Raw genomic sequence first — 17380 nt, 5'->3', positions numbered from 1 at the left:
ACCCATGCACGTCGTCTTCCGCGAAAGTCACGGGCTCGAGGAAACCGAGACCCCGACCGATCTGGGCCAGAGCCCGGCGGATCTGGTGGTGCTGTCCTTTTCGGACAGCGACCTGGGTGCTTTCGCGGCGGGCTGGCATCGTGGTGGCGGGCCCGAGGGGCGGATGCCCTCGTTGCGGCTGGCCAACCTGACGGCGCTGAAACACCCCCTGTCGGTCGATACCTATGTCGAACAGACGTTGGAGGGCGCCAAGGGCATTCTGATCCGTCTGATCGGCGGGGTTCCCTACTGGTCCTACGGGTTGCAGCAGGTGCTGGCGCTGGCACAGGCCAAAGGCATCGCGCTGGCGGTGCTGCCCGCCGACGGGCGCGAGGACACGCGGCTGGACGACTATTCCACCCTGCCCGTTTCCACCCTGCGGCGGCTGGCGCATCTGTGCGATACCGGCGGCGAGGTCGCGGCACAGGCGGCGCTGGCGCAGATGGCGCTGGCGGCGGGGCTTTATGCCGGGCCGGTGATGGGCGCCAAGACCTTGCCCGAATGTGGCGCGTGGTGTCCGGATCGCGGCGTAATCCCGGTGGAAACCGCGTTCGAAGGTAACGCCAAACGCATCCTCGTCACCTTCTACCGCGCTTACCTGACCTCGGCGGACACCGCCCCGATCGCGGCCCTGATCCGCAGCCTGCGCGCCCGTGGGTTCGAGGCGGTGGGCCTGTTTGCCCCGTCGCTCAAGGCGCCTGTAGCCGCCGACTGGTTGCGGGACCAGGTTGTTGCGCTGAACCCATCCGCCATTGTCAATGCCACTTCATTTTCGGGCAAAGGCGCGTCGGGAACATCGCCTCTGGACGCGGCAGGAGTGCCGGTGTTTCAGGTCGCCCTCGCCACCTCGCGCCGCAAAGCCTGGGCCGAGGCGGAACGCGGGCTGTCCCCCGCCGATCTGGCCATGCATGTGGTACTGCCCGAGGTCGATGGGCGGATTTCGGCGGGAATCGCGTCTTTCAAGGAACCAGGCAAACGTGATCCGCATCTGGAATACGCGCGCTTTGCACATCGGCCCGAACCGGACCGGATCGAAGCGATCGTCGACCGTGTATCGGGCTGGCTTGCACTGAACGACAAACCCAAGGCAGATCAGATTCCCGCGCTGGTCCTGTCCACCTATCCCGGCAAAGACTGGCAGATGGCCCATGCGGTTGGCCTTGACGCGCTGGCCTCGGCCGAGGCGATGCTGTCCGATCTTGACGAAGAAGGCTATGACATCGCGACTGGCGAACCGATTGCCGACATTCTTCTGGACGCCCGGATTTCGTTGTCGCTCGGGGATTATCTGGATGCGCTCGCGGAATTGCCCGAAACCCTGCGCACCGATCTGCACACCGTATGGGGCGCGCCCCAAGATGATCCGGCCTGTGCCGATGGGGCCTTCCATTTCACCGCAATGCGACGCGGCAAGGCGCTGGTCGCGCTGCAACCCGAACGCGGCACGCCCGAGCTGCGGGATGACGACTATCATGACCTCTCGCGCACCCCGCGCCACGGGTATGTCGCCTTCTATTTGTGGCTGCGCAAAGGGTTGGGTGCGGATGCGCTGATCCATATCGGCGCACATGGAACGCTGGAATGGTTGCCCGGAAAATCGGTCGCCTTGTCTGCCGCTTGCTGGCCCGAGGCGCTGATCGGCGATCTGCCGGTGATATACCCGTTTATCGTGAACGACCCGGGCGAGGCCGCGCAAGCCAAGCGCCGGATCGGAGCCGTCACGCTGGGCCACATCCCACCGCCGATGAAGGACAGCGGCACGCCGGATCGGATGGTGCGGCTTGAATCGCTGCTGGATGAGTTTTCCAACGCCGACGGGCTTGACCCCAAACGCCGTGACCGCTTGCAGGAAGATATCCGTGGTGAAGCGCAGGCCATTGGCTTGGAAAGCGATCTCGGCCTTGATCAGGCAACCTGCACCGCCGAAGCGATCACCCGCATCGACCGCTTTGTCTGTGACATCAAGGAAAGCCAGTTTGGCGACGGGCTGCACATCTTCGGGCGCGTGCCCGAGGTGACGGGCAATTTCGATCCGGCCCCGTCAGCCCATGCGGAACGCGACGCGCTGATCAAAGCGCTCGAAGGCAAACGGATCGATGCCGGGCCTTCGGGTTCACCCTATCGTGGTCGGTCAGATGTTCTGCCCACCGGGCGGAACCTTTACACCACCGATCCGCGGTCGGTCCCGACCCGTGCGGCCTATGCCCAAGGCGTGAAACTGGCCGAGGAACTGGTGCGACGCCATCTTCAGGAAGAAGGCGATTACCCAAAAGGGCTGATCGTCGATCTGTGGGGGTCAGCCACCATGCGCACGGCCGGCGAGGAATTTGCCATGGCCTTGCACCTGCTGGGCGTCAAACCCGTATGGGACAAAGGGTCCGAGCGGGTTTCCGGCATCGAGGTTCTGCCGATCACTGACCTGAGCCGCCCGCGCCTGGACGTGACCTTGCGGGTCTCGGGCCTGTTCCGGGATGTATTCCCGACGCTGTCCGCTTTGTTTGGCCAAGCGGTTCGCGCATTGGCCGCGCGCGATGAAGCGACGGACTGGAACCCCTATGCCGGGCAGGAGCCGGCAGCGCGTGTCTATGGACCTGCGCCCGGAAGCTATGGCGTCAACATGACCGAGCTTTCCGAGGTGTATACCGACGAGGCCCGTGCACAGGCCGGTGAGGCGTGGCTTGAGGCCAGTTCCTTTGCATTGGAAGGCGAACACATCGCGCAGGACAAGGACGGCATCACCCAACGCGTTGCAAATGCAGACAGTTTTGTCCACTTGCAGGACCTGACCGAAACCGATCTTCTTCTGGCCAACGATTATGCCACACACGAGGCGGGTTTTGCCGCCGCCAAGAAGATCGCCGGCGGAACCGCGCAGCTTTACCATCTGGACAACACCAACCCCGAAAATCCGCGTGCCCGTACTTTGCGCGAAGAAATCAGCCGTGTCGTCCACGCCCGGGCCGCAAATCCCAACTGGATCGCCGGGATGCAACGCCATGGTTTCCGGGGGGCGGCTGAAATCGCGGCAACGCTGGATCATATGGCCTCATTCGCGCATCTGTCCGGCACGGTCGCACCGCATCTTTTTGACCTCTACCATGATGCCACGCTGGGCAACGAAGAGGTGGACGCGTTCCTGCAAGAGGCCAATCCCAAAGCTCATCAAGCCATGCAGGACCGGTTCCGCGCGCTGCTTGAGGCCGGGCTTTGGAACACGCGCCGGAATTCCATCCGGGCTGATCTGGAGGGATTGAGATGAGTGCTCCGATTGTTCAGGGCTGGTGCCCGGGCGCCCATCGTCCGATGATGTCCGGTGACGGTCTGGTCGTCAGGGTCAGGCCCCGGCTGGCGCGTCTGGACGCCGATCAGGCTCTGGGACTGTGCGATCTGGCGGACCGTTTTGGCAACGGCTCGATCGATTTGACCAATCGCGCCAACCTGCAATTGCGGGGCGTGGAAGAGGAAGACCACCAGCCCCTGCTCAAAGAGCTTGCCGCGCTGAACCTGCTGGATGCGGAACCCGGTATCGAGATACGCCGGAATATTCTGGTTACACCGCTCTATCAGGCGGGCGATTTGACCGCTCGACTGACCCGTGACCTGATCGACCGGCTTGCGGAGCTGCCGGCCCTGCCCGCAAAATTCGGCTTTGCCATCGACACGGGCCCCGAACGTCTGCTGGCGTCGGATTCGGCGGATATTCGTCTGGAAGCCGGTGCGGACGGCCTGATCCTGCGCGCTGACGGGTGCGAAACCGGGCGGAGCGTGACCGAGACCGACGCCATTGACCACGCGATCGCGTTGGCAATGTGGTTTGCTGAAACCTACACGCCCGAGAGGCGCCGCATGGCGCGTGTCATCGACTCCCTTCCACAGGAATGGCAAGGCTGTGCGCCCGGATCAGTTGGCGCAAGGCTTCAACCCGGCCCCTGCGAACTGGGTGCTCTGTACGGCGCGGCTTTTGGGTCGCTGCCGGCGCGCAAGCTGTATGATCTGATCGAAGATAGCGGTGCTTGCGCCCTGCGCGTCACCCCGTGGCGGCTGATCCTGCTGGAAGGCGGGGCGGCGATACCTGCCCCGGCCTTTGTCGAAGATGGAACCGATCCGTTGATGACCACCGACGCCTGCCCCGGCGCGCCGTTCTGCCCGCAGGCGCAGGCAGAGACGCGCGACATCGCCCGGGCGTTGGCTTCGCGGGTTTCCGGACGCCTCCATGTTTCAGGCTGTAGCAAGGGATGCGCTCGCATGGGTACTGCGGACATCACATTGGTAGGCGATAACGGACGATTTGATCTTGTCAAACAGGGCCGCGCGGGGGATGAGCCCTGCCAGCGCGGGCTTGACCCCCAAACACTCATGACCATGGACTTCACCTGATGCCCTATACATACGAAACCGATGGCGCAGCGATCTACAAGGAAAGCTTTGCCACCATCCGGTCCGAGGCTGATCTGGCCCGGTTTGATGCCGATGAAGAGCAGGTTGCCGTTCGCATGATCCACGCCGCGGGTATGGTCGGGCTGGAAGAGTTCGTGCATTTCTCGCCCGGCTTCGTGCAAACGGCCCGCGCTGCTTTGGAAAACGGTGCACCGATCCTGTGCGATGCGCGCATGGTCAGCGAAGGCGTCACCCGCTTCCGCCTGCCCGCCGACAACCAGGTGATCTGTACCCTGCACGATGAACGCGTACGCCCGCTGGCCGCCGAGATGAGCAACACCCGTTCCGCCGCTGCGCTGGAGCTGTGGCGGCCGCATCTGGAGGGCGCGCTGGTCGCCATCGGCAATGCGCCCACCGCACTGTTCCATTTGCTGAACATGCTGGAAGACCCGGATTGCCCGCGCCCTGCCGCGATCATCGGCTGCCCGGTTGGCTTTGTCGGTGCGGTGGAATCCAAGGATGCGCTGTGGCAGGCGCAACCGGTGCCGTCCTGCATCGTCAAAGGTCGTCTGGGCGGCAGCGCCATCACGGTGGCGGCCGTCAACGCCATCGCAAGCCGGGCGGAATGAAGATGGGCACCATATACGGTGTGGGCCTTGGCCCCGGCGACCCGGATTTGATGAGCGTCCGGGCTGATCGCCTGCTGCGCAATGCAAAGCATGTGGCGTTCTTCCGCAAACCCGGTCGCAGCGGCCAGGCCCGCAAGATCGTCAACGGGATGATCCCCGAAGGTGCGATCGAGTTCCCTATGGAATATCCCGTGACCACCGAGATCCCGGTCACAGATCCGCGCTACAACGAATTGCTGGCGGCGTTCTACGAAGACTGCACCAAGCATCTCAGGGCCCTGTCCGAACAGGGTGAGGACGTGGTTGTTCTGTGCGAGGGTGATCCGTTCTTCTATGGCTCGTTCATGCATCTTTACAGTCGCCTGCGCGAAGACGCGCCGGTCGAAGTTGTACCCGCCATTACCGGCATGTCCGGCGCCTGGACAGCGACAGGAGACCCGATCACCTGGGGTGATGACGTTCTGACCGTGCTGGTTGGCACTCTGCCCGAAGACACGCTGGCTGAACGCATGGCTCAAACCGATGCACTGGTCGTGATGAAAATCGGGCGCAACATCGACAAGGTGAAACGCGCCCTGAAGACCGCTGGCCTGTATGACCGGGCATGGATCGTGGAATATGCGCAGATGCCAAACCAGACGGTGACCAAGCTGTCTGAAGCCTGCGAGAAGATTACCCCGTATTTCTCGATCATCGTCGTGCACGGTCAGGGGCGGCGACCATGAGCGGCTGGGTCAAAATTGCCGGTCTTGGGCCGGGTGACGAGGCGCTTGTAACGCCGGAAGTAACGGCCGCGCTAGCCGAAGCCACCGATGTTGTGGGCTATATCCCATATGTGGCGCGTATTGCCGAGCGCCCGGGCCTTACGCTGCATGCCAGTGACAACCGGGTCGAAATCGACCGTTCGCAACACGCGTTGCAAATGGCCGCAGAAGGCAAACGCGTGGTCGTTGTGTCCTCGGGTGATCCAGGCGTGTTTGCCATGGCGGCAGCCGTCTTCGAAGCGCTGGAATACGGCCCCGTGGAATGGCGCGATCTTCAGATCGATGTGCTGCCGGGGATCACGGCGATGTTGGCTGCATCCGCGCGCGCGGGCGCCCCGATGGGGCATGATTTCTGCGCCATCAACCTCAGCGACAACCTCAAACCATGGTCATTGATCGAGAAACGCCTGCGCCTTGCTGCACAGGCGGATTTCTCGATGGCCTTTTACAATCCACGCTCGAAGTCCCGCCCGGAAGGCTTTGTAAAGACGCTGGAAATCCTGCGTGAAGAGTGTGAGCCCGAACGTCTGATCCTGTTCGCCCGCGCCGTATCGCGGGCCGATGAAGAGATGCGTATTTCGACACTGGCCGAAGCCACGCCCGACATGGCGGATATGCAGACCGTGGTGATCGTGGGGTCATCCCGCACCCGTGTGATCGAACGCAACGGCGCACCGATCGTCTACACGCCGCGCTTCACCCCTGATAAGGATCAGGGATGAAGCAGCCAGTCCAGAACCTGTGCGACCCGCGAAAGCTCGGTCCGCTTCGGCAGAACCGGGCGGTCGATCATCAGCACGGGCAGGCCCAGCGCCCGCGCCGCGTCCAGCTTGGCGCGCGCGCCCGTTCCGCCTGCGTTCTTGGATACGACCAACTGCGTGCCGTGGCGCTGCATCAGCGCCCGGTCGTCAGCTTCGGTAAACGGCCCTCGGGCAACGACAACCTCTGCGTTCGGCAAGGGCACAGTGTCGGGGTCATCCACCAGACGCAGCAGGTAGCGGTGCTGGGGCTGGGCGGCAAAGTCTTCAAGGTGCATACGGCCAACGGCGAGGAAAACGTGCCGGGCTTCGCCGGACAACGCGTCGACAGCCGCTGCAAGGTCCGGGACGCGATACCAGTTGTCGCCGAGCTGCGGTGTCCACGCCGCGCGTGTCAACGCGGCCAATGGCGTCCGCGTCGCGGTGCATGCTTCAATCGCGTTCCGGCTCATCCGGGCCGCAAATGGATGGGTCGCGTCCACGACATGGGTGATGGCGTTCTCATGGATATAGGCGGCCAGACCTTCCGGACCGCCGAAACCGCCAACCCTTACCGGCAAGGGCTGCGGACGCGGGTTTTCGACCCGTCCAGCGTAGGAATACACAGCCGCAATCCCTTGTTCCGAAACAGCTTTGGCCAGCGCATTGGCCTCGGTCGTGCCGCCAAGGATCAGGAGGTTTGTCATGTCTGAATCTCCGTGGCTGACCGTTCTTGGATTGGGCGAAGGTGGGTTTGATGGCCTGTCGCCATCCGGCCGTCAAGTGCTGGACCGGGCCGAAGTGATCATGGGGCCGCCCCGTCACCTGTCGTTGCTGCTTGAAACTGGGGCGGAACGTGTCGAATGGCCTGTGCCGTTCTCGGATGGGCTGCCGATCCTGAAAGGATTGCGTGGCCGGCAGACCGTTGTTCTTGCCTCGGGCGATCCGTTCTGGTTTGGCGCAGGCTCTGTCATTGCGCGCAATTTCGATGCCGGTGAATGGGCTGCCCTGCCCGGCCAATCCACCTTCTCGCTGGCCGCTGCCCGGCTCGGCTGGCCTTTGGAAAGCACACTGACCTTCGGCCTGCACGCCGCGCCGCTGACCCGTTTGCGTCCTCATCTGGCACCGGGAGCGCACGCGATCCTGTTGCTGCGTGACGGAAAGGCGGTGGCGGAACTGGCACGGTATCTGACCGAGACAGGCTTTGCCGACTCGGCCCTGCATGTGATGCAGGCCCTAGGTGGTCCGCGCGAAAACACCCGAACAGTCACCTTGACCGAGGCGCTGCTGGGTACGTTCGACCATCCGGTCTGCGTCGGTCTGGAGGTTTCCGGTGCAGGACCTGCCCTGTCCAAGGCGTCTGGTAAACCGGACGCCATCTTCGAGACGGACGGGCAGATCACCAAACGCCCGATCCGCGCGCTGACACTCTCGGCGCTTGCTCCGCAACGGGGCGAGCATCTGTGGGATATCGGAGGGGGCACCGGCTCGATCAGCATCGAATGGCTGATGTGTGATCCGACCCTGACCGCAACCAGCATAGAACCCCGTGCTGACAGGGTTGAGCGCATTCGTCGGAATGCCGATGCATTGGGTCAGGATCGGTTGAATGTCATCCATGGCACCGCGCCCGCCGCTTTGGACGGGCTGGAATTCCCCGACGTGGTGTTCATCGGAGGAGGGCTTGATCCAGACCTGCTGCACTGGCTGCACCAGAACCTGCCTTCCGGCACGCGCCTGGTTGCCAATGCAGTGACTTTGGAAAGCGAGGCCACGTTGGCCCATTGGCATGAGAAGCTGGGCGGAGAACTCCTGCGGATCGAACTCGCGCAGTCGGCGCCGCTTGGACCGCGCCGCGGCTGGAAATCCGCCTATCCGGTGGTGCAGTGGAGCGTGACGCTATGATCGTTGCCGGTTTGGGATTCTCGTCCGCCGCCACGGTTGACAGCTTGCGCGCCGTATTTGACACGGCGGCCGCAAACCACGATGTCGCCGCCCTGGCATCCGTTGCCGACAAGGAAGGTCATTCCGCCCTGACAGTTTTTGCCGAAGAACTGTCCCTTCCACTGCATTTCGTTGCCGCCGCCGATCTGGCCAGTCAACGCACGCTAACCTGCTCGACCCGCAGCCGCGCCACCTATGGCACCGGAAGCGTGGCCGAAGCATCCGCATTGGCCGCCGCCGGAAAGCTTTTTGGCCCGGGCGCGCGGCTGCTTTCACCCAGACAGATTTCAGACGACCGGCTGGCGACCTGCGCCATTGCCATCGGAGGACAGACATGACCGTTCATTTCATCGGCGCCGGACCGGGCGCTGCCGACCTGTTGACACTGCGTGGACGCGACATCATCGCATCCTGCCCCGTTTGCCTCTATGCAGGTTCCCTGGTTCCTGAAGAAATCCTCGGCCACTGCCCCGAAGGCGCAAGGATCGTGAACACCGCGCCAATGGACCTGGATCAGATCATGGCAGAGATCGAGGCCGCACATCAGGCCGGCCAGGATGTGGCCCGTCTGCATTCGGGCGACCTGTCGGTCTGGTCGGCGATGGGGGAACAGATCCGCCGCCTCAAGGAAATGGGCATCCCGGTCAGCGTAACTCCGGGCGTTCCGTCCTTTGCGGCGGCTGCGGCGGCTTTGGGAACCGAACTTACTCTGCCCGGGCTGGCGCAATCCGTGGTTCTGACCCGGACCCCGGGCCGTGCATCTTCCATGCCCGAAGGCGAGACGTTGGAGAATTTCGCACGCACAGGGGCGACACTTGCCATTCATCTGTCGATCGGCAATCTGGACAAGGTCATTGCCGATCTGACCCCGGCCTATGGGGCCGACTGTCCGGTCGCCGTGGTCTATCGCGCAAGCTGGCCGGATGAACGGATCATCCGCGCGACGCTGGAAACGCTCAAGGAAGCCCTGGACGACGGCATCTCGCGGACTGCGTTGATCATGGTCGGTCCGGCCCTGGCGGGCGAAGGTTTCGACGAGAGCTGTCTGTATTCGAAAGATTACGACCGCCGCTATCGCCCGCAAAGCGCCGAGAGCCCCTGGTCAAGCTGGAGCCATGGTGATGATTAACCCTCCTGGCCTTCTGATCTCCGCACCGTCCTCGGGCACGGGCAAGACAACGGTCATGCTGGGCCTGTTGCGAGCGCTGGCCGAGGATGGCCTGACCGTTCAACCGTTCAAGAGCGGACCGGATTATATTGACCCCGCCTTCCACCGAGCAGCGGCTGGGCGGGCTTCGTTTAATCTGGACAGTTGGGCGATGGGTGACCCGCTGTTGAACGCAATTTCAGCTCAGGCCGAAGGCGCTGACATCGTGGTGGCCGAAGGCTCGATGGGCCTGTTCGATGGCGTGGCTAAGCCGGGCGAGTTGGGTCATGGGTCAAGCGCCGAGACTGCCGCACGGATGGGTTGGCCGGTCGTACTGGTTCTGGATGTTGGCGGTCAGGCGCAATCTGCGGCGGCCACAGCGCTGGGGTTCAAGATATACAACCCCGATCTTCCCTTTGCGGGAGTGATCCTGAACCGCTGCGCCAGCCCCCGGCACGAGCGCCTGACCCGGCTGGGGATGGAACGCGCCGGCCTGCCGGTTCTGGGTGTGCTGCCGCGCCGAGGCGATCTGACCCTCCCCGAGCGGCATCTGGGGTTGATCCAGGCCGTCGAACACCCGGATCTGGAAAGCGCCATCGTAGGCTATGCCGCATTTCTGCGCGAACATGTGGATCTCGAGGCGATCAAACGGGCGGCTTCCTCAGGCCCCATTGGGCCATCGTCAGACGCGCTGCCGCGCCCTCCGGCCCAGCGGATTGCACTGGCACGGGACGCGGCATTTTCCTTTACCTATCCACATTTGCTGGAAGGCTGGCGCGCAGCTGGGGCCGAAATCCTGCCCTTCTCGCCTCTGGCCGACGAAGCGCCGGCGGCGGATGCCGATCTGGTCTGGCTGCCCGGCGGATATCCGGAACTGCATGCCGGGACGTTGGCTGCTGCCCAAACGTTCCTTGCGGGTCTGCGCAAGCACGCGGAAACAAGGCCTGTGCATGGCGAATGCGGTGGGTATATGGCGCTGGGTCATGCGCTGATCGACAAGGATGGCGTGCGGCATGAAATGGCTGGCTTGCTGGGGCTGGTGACGTCGTACCAAAAACGCAAATTCAACCTGGGCTATCGCAAAGCGGAACTCTTGGCCCCGATGCCGGGATTTGCACAGAATACGGCGCTGCGCGGGCATGAGTTCCACTATTCCTCGATCGTGGATCAGCCTGACGCGCCGCTGGCCCGTGTGTTCGATGCCGAAGGCGCAGAAGGACCTCAGACCGGCTCTGTTCGGGGCAATGTCACCGGTACGTTCTTTCACCTGATTGCGGAGGCATCTGAATGACCGGATTTGTCTCTTTCGTCGGATCCGGCCCTGGCGATCCGGAATTGCTGACACTGAAGGCCGTGGATCGCCTGCAAAAGGCCGATGCGGTTTTGTTCGATGACCTCAGCAGCGGGCCGATATTGAGCCACGCGCGCGAAGACGCGGATCTTGTGGGCGTGGGCAAACGGGCTGGTCGACCGTCCCCCAAGCAGGACCATGTCAGCCGGTTGCTTGTGGACTACGCCCAGACCGGCCAGCATGTCGTGCGGCTGAAGTCCGGCGATGGCGGCATGTTCGGGCGCCTGGAAGAAGAGCTTGTTGCCCTTCGTGATGCAGGCATTGAATTCGAGATCATTCCCGGCATCCCGTCTGCCGTGGCCGCCGCAGCTGCCGCTGGCATTCCTCTGACGCGTCGTCTGACCGCACGGCGGGTGCAGTTCGTAACGGGACATGACGTCAGCGGCGCGTTGCCGGACGATCTGAACCTGACCGCACTGGCCGATTCTCAGGCCACCACTGTCGTATTCATGGGCAAACGAACTTTCCCGCTTCTGGCAGAAGCGCTGCATTCACACGGCCTGCCTTTGGATACGCCCGCCCTGATGGCTGAATCGGTTTCGACCCCGGATCAGAAGCTGACGCGCGCCACCATCGGCGCCTTGGCCGAACAGCTGAAATCCGAGATCGGCACAGCTCCGGCCCTGATCCTTTATGGGCCGCTGGCGGAGTGCGAAGATGATTGACCTGAGCCTGATTGGCATCGGCACCGGCAACCCGGATCATGTGACCTTTCAGGGTGCACAGGCGATCAGGTCGGCCGATCTGATCCTGATCCCGCGCAAGGGTGAAAACAAAGCTGATCTGGCCGGGCTGCGAGAGGACATCATCGATCGGGTAACCGAGACACCGCCAAGGATAGCCTATTTTGACATTCCCAAGCGCCGGGCGGATGACGGCTATCTGCGCGGCGTAGACGAATGGCATGACGCCATTGCACTGCGCTGGCAGGAGGCGATCGCGGCCCACCCGGAGGCGCAGCACATTGCGCTGCTGATTTGGGGCGATCCGTCCCTGTATGACAGTTCGCTGCGAATCGCGGCGCGGCTGGACCCCAGGCCCAACACAAAGGTGATCCCGGGCATCACGGCCTTGCAGGCTTTGACCGCGGCTCATGCGATCCCGATCAATGATCTGGGCGCACCCTATGTCGTGACCACCGGACGCCGTATCAGGGATGAAGGCTGGCCTGAAGCCGCTTCGAAAGTCGCCGTCATGCTGGACGGGGAATGCTCGTTCCAGTCCCTCAGGATGGCAGAGTATGACATCTGGTGGGGGGCCTATGTGGGCATGAAAGAAGAACTGCTGATCAGCGGCCCTTTGGACCAGGTCGCGCAGCGGATCCTTGACACACGCGCCCGCGCCCGAGCCGACCATGGCTGGATCATGGATATCTACTTGCTGAAGAAACGCGGGGGGCAGCAGCGCGCGGTGAACACGGATTCGTGACTGCGCAGAACCCTCAAGTCTGGCACACAGGTCAAAGCAAGATACCGGAGACGCGTTGATGAAAGCTCTCATTCCCCTGCTCTGCCTGATCGCTTTCCCTCTGTGGGCTCAGAATGCGCCCGAGGGCTGGGCCGTATACCCAACCCAGAAACCGTATGCAGAACTGGTTGACGCAACCAAAGCCGCGATCAAGGAAAACGGGTTGATCGTCGTGACACAGGCGGGCCCGACCAAAGCGGCGGCAGCACGTGGGATTTCGATTCCCGGAAATCGCGTGATCGGGGCCTTCAACAATGACTACGCCGTGCGGGTTCTGGAGACCTCGGTCCACGCGATGATCGAGGCTCCGATCCGGTTTTACGTAACCGAGAACCAGGACGGGACGGCGACCCTGTCTTACAAGACCCCCAGCTTTGTCTTTGCGCCTTACGCCCCGGAAGGTGGGCAAGACCTGCTGAATATTGCCGCCGAGCTTGACACAAAGTTTCAATCGATCGCTGAACGCGCAGTCAAATAGTCACACTGCCGTGAACCGCCTTGCGTCCAGAGGCGTCCTCCGCAATCTGCTTCGAAACAGTTTTCTCGGAGCATGACTGATGCAGGACCCCTCGCCCCGCGCTGCGGATCTTCTGGCCCAACGTCTTTATGAAGCGGGCTGTCGTCACGCCTTTGGGATGCCGGGGGGCGAGGTCCTGACGCTGGTCGATGCGCTGGAAAAGGCTGGGATCACCTTTCATCTGACCAAGCACGAAAACTCTGCCGGGTTCATGGCCGAGGCCGTTCATCATCGCGACGGAGCACCTGCGATTCTGGTGGCCACCCTGGGTCCGGGTGCAATGAACGGGATCAATGTGGTGGCGAACGCTTTGCAGGATCGTGTGCCGATGGTCGTTCTGACCGGATGCGTCGATGCCGACGAAGCGTTGACCTATACCCATCAGGTCATGGATCACAGCCGGGTTTATCGCTCGATCACCAAAGGCACTTATACGCTGACAGCCAAAGGCGCGGATGTCATTGCTGACAAGGCGGTGTCATTGGCCATGCAGCCACGACCGGGCCCGGTTCATATCGATGTCCCGATCTCGGTTGCCGATACGCCTGTTACCGGCGTGAAACGCCGCCGGCTGGCCAAGGTTGCGCCGGTCAGCCCCGGTGGCGAATGCCTGGAAAAGGCCCGCCGCTGGGTGGCCGAGGCCGAACGCCCCATCGCCATCATCGGCCTGGATGTCCTCTATGACGACTCGCGCAGTGTGGTACAGGCGTTCCTGGAACATTTTGGTATTCCTTTCGTGACGACCTACAAGGCCAAAGGCGTCGTGCCCGAGGATCACGCGCTTTGTCTGGGTGGCGCGGGGCTGTCGCCGCTGGCTGACAAGCATCTTGTGCCTCTGATCGAACAATCGGATCTGGTATTGTGTCTGGGATATGACCCGATCGAAATGCGCCCCGGCTGGCGTGAGATCTGGGATCCGGAAGAAAAGCGCGTCATCGATATCTCTGCCGTGGTCAACGACCACTACATGCATCAGGCTGGATTGAACCTTGTCGCCGACACGGGCGAGACATTGGAGGCAATAGCCAAAGGCAACCCGGCCCATGAAACATGGCCGGGCAACGAACCCGCGCAGGTCAAAGCCGCGCTGGCAAAGGCCTTCCCCGCCGATGAAAGCTGGGGCCCCGCTGCCGTCATTGCCGAAACCCGTGCCGTCCTGCCGCCTGAAACATTGGCCACGGCCGACAGTGGCGCGCATCGCATTCTGCTGAGCCAGATGTGGGCGTGCAACGAAGAACGCGGGTTGATCCAATCCTCGGCGCTCTGCACCATGGGCTGCGCTGTTCCGATGGCCATTGGCCTGAAACTGGCCGAACCGGACCGCCCGGTGATCAGCTTCTCGGGCGATGCCGGGTTCCTTATGGTTGCGGGCGAGTTGTCGACTGCTGCTGAAATGGGCGGCAACCCGATTTTTCTGGTCTTCGTGGATGCCAGCCTTGCCCTGATCGAGCTGAAACAGCGCCAGCGGCAGATGGGCAACACGGGCGTCGATTTCGGCCATCATGACTTTGCCGCCATGGGCCGGGCCTTTGGCGGCAATGGCCATACGGTTCATAACAGGACAGAGTTGCGTACCGCACTGGAAGCTGCTGTAAAGGCTGAGACATTTACGGTGATTGCTGCAGAAGTTGAGCGTGGAGGCTATGATGGCCGCATCTGAAGGCCCGTTGAAGGGTGTCAAGGTTCTGGATCTTAGCCGGATTCTGGCAGGCCCCACCTGCACGCAACTGCTGGGCGATCTGGGTGCAAGCGTCATCAAGATCGAAAACCCGGCAACCGGGGGCGATGACACGCGGCAATGGGGCCCGCCCTACGTGAGCGATGCCGAGGGCAACCGCTCGGACCTGAGCGCCTATTTCATGTCGGCCAACCGCAACAAGAAATCCGTCGCGCTGGATATCTCCTCGGCCGAGGGTCAGGCGGAAATCAGACGGTTGGCGTCACACGCGGACATTCTGATCGAGAACTTCAAACCGGGCGGCTTGGCCAAGTATGGGCTGGACTACGCCACCCTGTCGCAAGAGTTTCCAAGCCTCGTGTACTGTTCAATCTCGGGCTACGGTCAAACCGGGCCGAATGCCAGCAAGCCCGGCTATGACCTGATGGCGCAAGGCTATGGCGGGATCATGTCGCTGACCGGAGACCCCGAGGGCGCCCCCATGAAAGTGGGTGTTGGCATCGCCGACGTTATGTGCGGGATGTATGCGACTGTTGGTATCCTGGCCGCGCTGCGCCACCGCGACCTGACCGGCGAAGGCCAGCAGATCGATCTGGCGCTGGTGGATTCTCAGATTGCCTGGCTGATCAATGAAGGCGTCAACTATCTGACGTCAGGCGATGTTCCGCAAAGACGCGGCAACGGGCACCCGAATATCGTCCCCTATGACGTCTACGAAACCGCTGATGGGCACGTGATTCTCGCGGTTGGAAATGACGGCCAGTTCAGAAAGCTCTGCGCCTTAATCAATGCTCCTGAACTGGCAGGCGATCCGAGATTCGCGACCAACCCGGCCCGTCTGGAACATCGTGATGCACTGAATTCCATCCTTCGCCCCGCAGTGAAGGCGCTGGACACCCAGACCGTCATTTCCGGCCTCGAAGCTGTCAAAGTGCCCGTCGGCCCGGTTCAGACGCTGGATCAGGTGTTCAACACGGAACAGGTGGCCGCAAGACGAATGCAGATTGCCATGCAGGCCCAGCCGGGTCAGGTCAACCTGATCGGGAATCCTCTGAACCTGTCTCGCACGCCTGTAACATATCGAAACGCTCCACCGGTCTGTGGAGCCGATACCGCGGCCGTTCTGAGCGCAAAAAACCCGTTCGAGGATTGAAATACTTGCACAATTAGGCGGCAAGTCGCTGAAACATGCCCTTGAATCGGCGGTTTTTTTCGTCTTTTTCGCACACGTCATTTCACCAATTCGAGAGCAGCGTCGATACTGTTACGCCGCTCTTGCACACTCTGTTACATCGAACAGTGTCAAATATCGCAATCAGATTGGACCCAAGCATGAAACAAGACGTTTTCGGACAGATGAACACCCTGACCCAGCCGGCGGCCGTCGAAGCGTGGAATGGTGTTCTGCTTGGGTTCATGGCTCATGCCGCTGTCACGCCTCAGCATTTGGGCAAAGTGCTTGAACTCGAGCCCGACTTCGCGCTGGGTCATGCGATCAAAGGTCTGTTCATGGCGCTGCTTGGGCGGCGCGAGATGATGGCCGTTGCCGTCGAAGCGCTGGCTGCTGCCCACGCGGCGATGGAACGCCAGCCCGTCACCACGCGTGAGCGTCTTTATGTGGAGTCGCTTGCCCTCTATCTGGCGGGGCAACAGACGCAGGCGGTTCAGAAATTCGAAACGATTCTGCGCGATCACCCGCAGGACACGCTGGCGATGAAACTAAGCCACGCAACCCGCTTTGTCCTGGGTGACGCCAATGGGATGCGCCGCTCGATCGAGCGGGTGTTGCCCGCTTATGAACCCGATCATCCGGGGCGCGGCTATCTGCTGGGCTGTCATTCCTTCGCACTGGAAGAAACAGGCGCTTACGAAAAGGCCGAAATCGCGGGCCGTCAGGCGCTGTGGATGGTGTCCGATGATGCCTGGGGCCTGCACGCGGTGGCCCATGTCCATGAGATGACGGGCAATGCGCAGCTGGGCCTTGACTGGCTGGCCGGGCGTGAGGCCGCCTGGTCCCACTGCAACAATTTCCGTTACCACGTGTGGTGGCACAAGGCGCTGATGCATCTGGATCTGGGTCAGGTCGATCAGGTGATGGAACTGTATGACGCCCATATTCGCAAGGACAAAACCGACGATTACCGGGACATCTCGAACGCAACTTCACTTCTGTCTCGGCTTGAGCTCGAAGGCATAGATGTTGGGAACCGCTGGGAAGAACTGGCTGATCTGAGTGCCGCACGAACAGAAGACGGCTGCCTGATCTTTGCGGATCTACACTATATGCTGGCGCTGACCGGCGATAACCGCGCCGACGCCACGGCCAAGATGCTGAGCCGCATGAACAAGGATGCAGCGCGCGCCAATGACGACATGACCCGCCGCATGGCAGACCCCGGTGTTGCCGCTGCCATGGGCCTCGAGGCCTTTGGTGACGGTCATTACGCCACGGCCTTTGATCATCTTTTGACGGCACGCGATTCCATGCAACTGGCCGGTGGCAGCCATGCGCAACGTGATGTATTTGAACGCATTACCATCGATTCCGGTCTTCGGGCCGGGCGCCTCGATGCAGTCGAGCGTATTCTGGATGATCGCCGGGCCAAGCGCGCCGGGGGCGAAGACAATTATGCCATCGCGCGCCGCGCCCTGATCGACGCGGCCCGCGACAGCGGTGACGCACAAAGCGTTCCCGCAGAATAACAAAAAGACCAAGAAGGACAGAAAACG

16 protein-coding genes are annotated in these 17380 nt (G+C 62.2%); 15 read left to right on the top strand and 1 reads right to left on the bottom strand.

All coding sequences use genetic code 11. From position 1 onward, the window contains the following. The first annotated feature begins 4 nt into the window (after positions 1-4). From cobN to cobJ, 5 genes are read left to right on the top strand one after another with little or no spacing between them, the layout of a single operon-like run. Positions 5-3298 (top strand): cobaltochelatase subunit CobN, encoded by a 3294-nt coding sequence (gene cobN / locus NOR97_RS04485; RefSeq protein WP_257600334.1) that lies wholly within the window; start codon positions 5-7, stop codon positions 3296-3298. Beyond that, positions 3295-4416 carry a cobalamin biosynthesis protein CobG gene (locus tag NOR97_RS04480; protein WP_257600333.1) on the top strand — a complete coding sequence of 374 codons (1122 nt, stop codon included), beginning with the start codon at positions 3295-3297 and terminating at the stop codon, positions 4414-4416. Before cobN ends, NOR97_RS04480 begins: the two co-directional genes overlap by 4 nt. Next, positions 4416-5045: a precorrin-8X methylmutase gene (locus NOR97_RS04475; RefSeq protein WP_257600332.1), complete on the top strand. Its 630-nt coding sequence runs from the start codon at positions 4416-4418 to the stop codon at positions 5043-5045. Before NOR97_RS04480 ends, NOR97_RS04475 begins: the two co-directional genes overlap by 1 nt. Beyond that, positions 5042-5770 carry a precorrin-2 C(20)-methyltransferase gene (locus NOR97_RS04470; protein ID WP_170347200.1) on the top strand — a complete coding sequence of 243 codons (729 nt, stop codon included), beginning with the start codon at positions 5042-5044 and terminating at the stop codon, positions 5768-5770. The genes NOR97_RS04475 and NOR97_RS04470 overlap by 4 nt, the downstream gene beginning before the upstream one ends. Further along, positions 5767-6531 carry a precorrin-3B C(17)-methyltransferase gene (gene cobJ, locus NOR97_RS04465; RefSeq protein WP_257600331.1) on the top strand — a complete coding sequence of 255 codons (765 nt, stop codon included), beginning with the start codon at positions 5767-5769 and terminating at the stop codon, positions 6529-6531. The genes NOR97_RS04470 and cobJ overlap by 4 nt, the downstream gene beginning before the upstream one ends. On the opposite strand, the gene NOR97_RS04460 is transcribed toward cobJ, so the two are convergent. Continuing rightward, a complete protein-coding gene (locus tag NOR97_RS04460; protein ID WP_257600330.1) occupies positions 6522-7253 on the bottom strand; it encodes a cobalt-precorrin-6A reductase in 732 nt (243 codons plus the stop codon). The two genes, cobJ and NOR97_RS04460, sit on opposite strands and share 10 nt — an antisense overlap. On the opposite strand from NOR97_RS04460, the gene cbiE reads away from it, so the two are divergent. From cbiE to NOR97_RS04410, 10 genes are all read left to right on the top strand, one after another. Then, entirely contained in the window at positions 7252-8451 is a 1200-nt protein-coding gene (gene cbiE, locus NOR97_RS04455; RefSeq protein ID WP_257600329.1) for a precorrin-6y C5,15-methyltransferase (decarboxylating) subunit CbiE, read from the top strand. The genes NOR97_RS04460 and cbiE overlap by 2 nt on opposite strands. Then, positions 8448-8828: a cobalamin biosynthesis protein gene (locus NOR97_RS04450; RefSeq protein ID WP_257600328.1), complete on the top strand. Its 381-nt coding sequence runs from the start codon at positions 8448-8450 to the stop codon at positions 8826-8828. Before cbiE ends, NOR97_RS04450 begins: the two co-directional genes overlap by 4 nt. After that, the gene (gene cobM / locus NOR97_RS04445) at positions 8825-9619 is read left to right on the top strand and encodes a precorrin-4 C(11)-methyltransferase (RefSeq protein ID WP_257600327.1); all 795 of its coding nucleotides are present in this window, start codon (positions 8825-8827) and stop codon (positions 9617-9619) included. The genes NOR97_RS04450 and cobM overlap by 4 nt, the downstream gene beginning before the upstream one ends. After that, positions 9606-10928, top strand: coding sequence for a cobyrinate a,c-diamide synthase (locus NOR97_RS04440; RefSeq protein ID WP_257600326.1), 1323 nt, complete (start codon positions 9606-9608; stop codon positions 10926-10928). The genes cobM and NOR97_RS04440 overlap by 14 nt, the downstream gene beginning before the upstream one ends. After that, complete coding sequence (gene cobA / locus NOR97_RS04435; protein WP_257600325.1) at positions 10925-11653, top strand: uroporphyrinogen-III C-methyltransferase; 729 nt, start codon at positions 10925-10927, stop codon at positions 11651-11653. The genes NOR97_RS04440 and cobA overlap by 4 nt, the downstream gene beginning before the upstream one ends. Next, a complete protein-coding gene (cobF, locus tag NOR97_RS04430) occupies positions 11646-12416 on the top strand; it encodes a precorrin-6A synthase (deacetylating) (RefSeq protein ID WP_257600324.1) in 771 nt (256 codons plus the stop codon). The genes cobA and cobF overlap by 8 nt, the downstream gene beginning before the upstream one ends. Before the next feature lie 58 nt (positions 12417-12474). Next, on the top strand, positions 12475-12933 hold the full coding sequence (locus NOR97_RS04425) for a DUF302 domain-containing protein (RefSeq protein ID WP_257600323.1): 459 nt from the start codon (positions 12475-12477) through the stop codon (positions 12931-12933). Between the two features lie 79 nt (positions 12934-13012). Then, positions 13013-14632 (top strand): thiamine pyrophosphate-binding protein, encoded by a 1620-nt coding sequence (locus NOR97_RS04420; protein WP_257600322.1) that lies wholly within the window; start codon positions 13013-13015, stop codon positions 14630-14632. Next, complete coding sequence (locus tag NOR97_RS04415; RefSeq protein ID WP_257600321.1) at positions 14619-15803, top strand: CaiB/BaiF CoA-transferase family protein; 1185 nt, start codon at positions 14619-14621, stop codon at positions 15801-15803. The genes NOR97_RS04420 and NOR97_RS04415 overlap by 14 nt, the downstream gene beginning before the upstream one ends. Before the next feature lie 179 nt (positions 15804-15982). Continuing rightward, positions 15983-17353, top strand: a complete 1371-nt coding sequence (locus tag NOR97_RS04410) for a tetratricopeptide repeat protein (RefSeq protein ID WP_257600320.1) — start codon at positions 15983-15985, stop codon at positions 17351-17353. Positions 17354-17380: the final 27 nt, after the last annotated feature.

The sequence above is a fragment of the Ruegeria sp. YS9 genome, assembly GCF_024628725.1.
Classification (GTDB): Bacteria; Pseudomonadota; Alphaproteobacteria; order Rhodobacterales; family Rhodobacteraceae; genus Ruegeria; species Ruegeria atlantica_C.
Note: the sequence above shows the minus strand (reverse complement) of the source record. Positions and strands in the feature narration are given on the sequence as shown.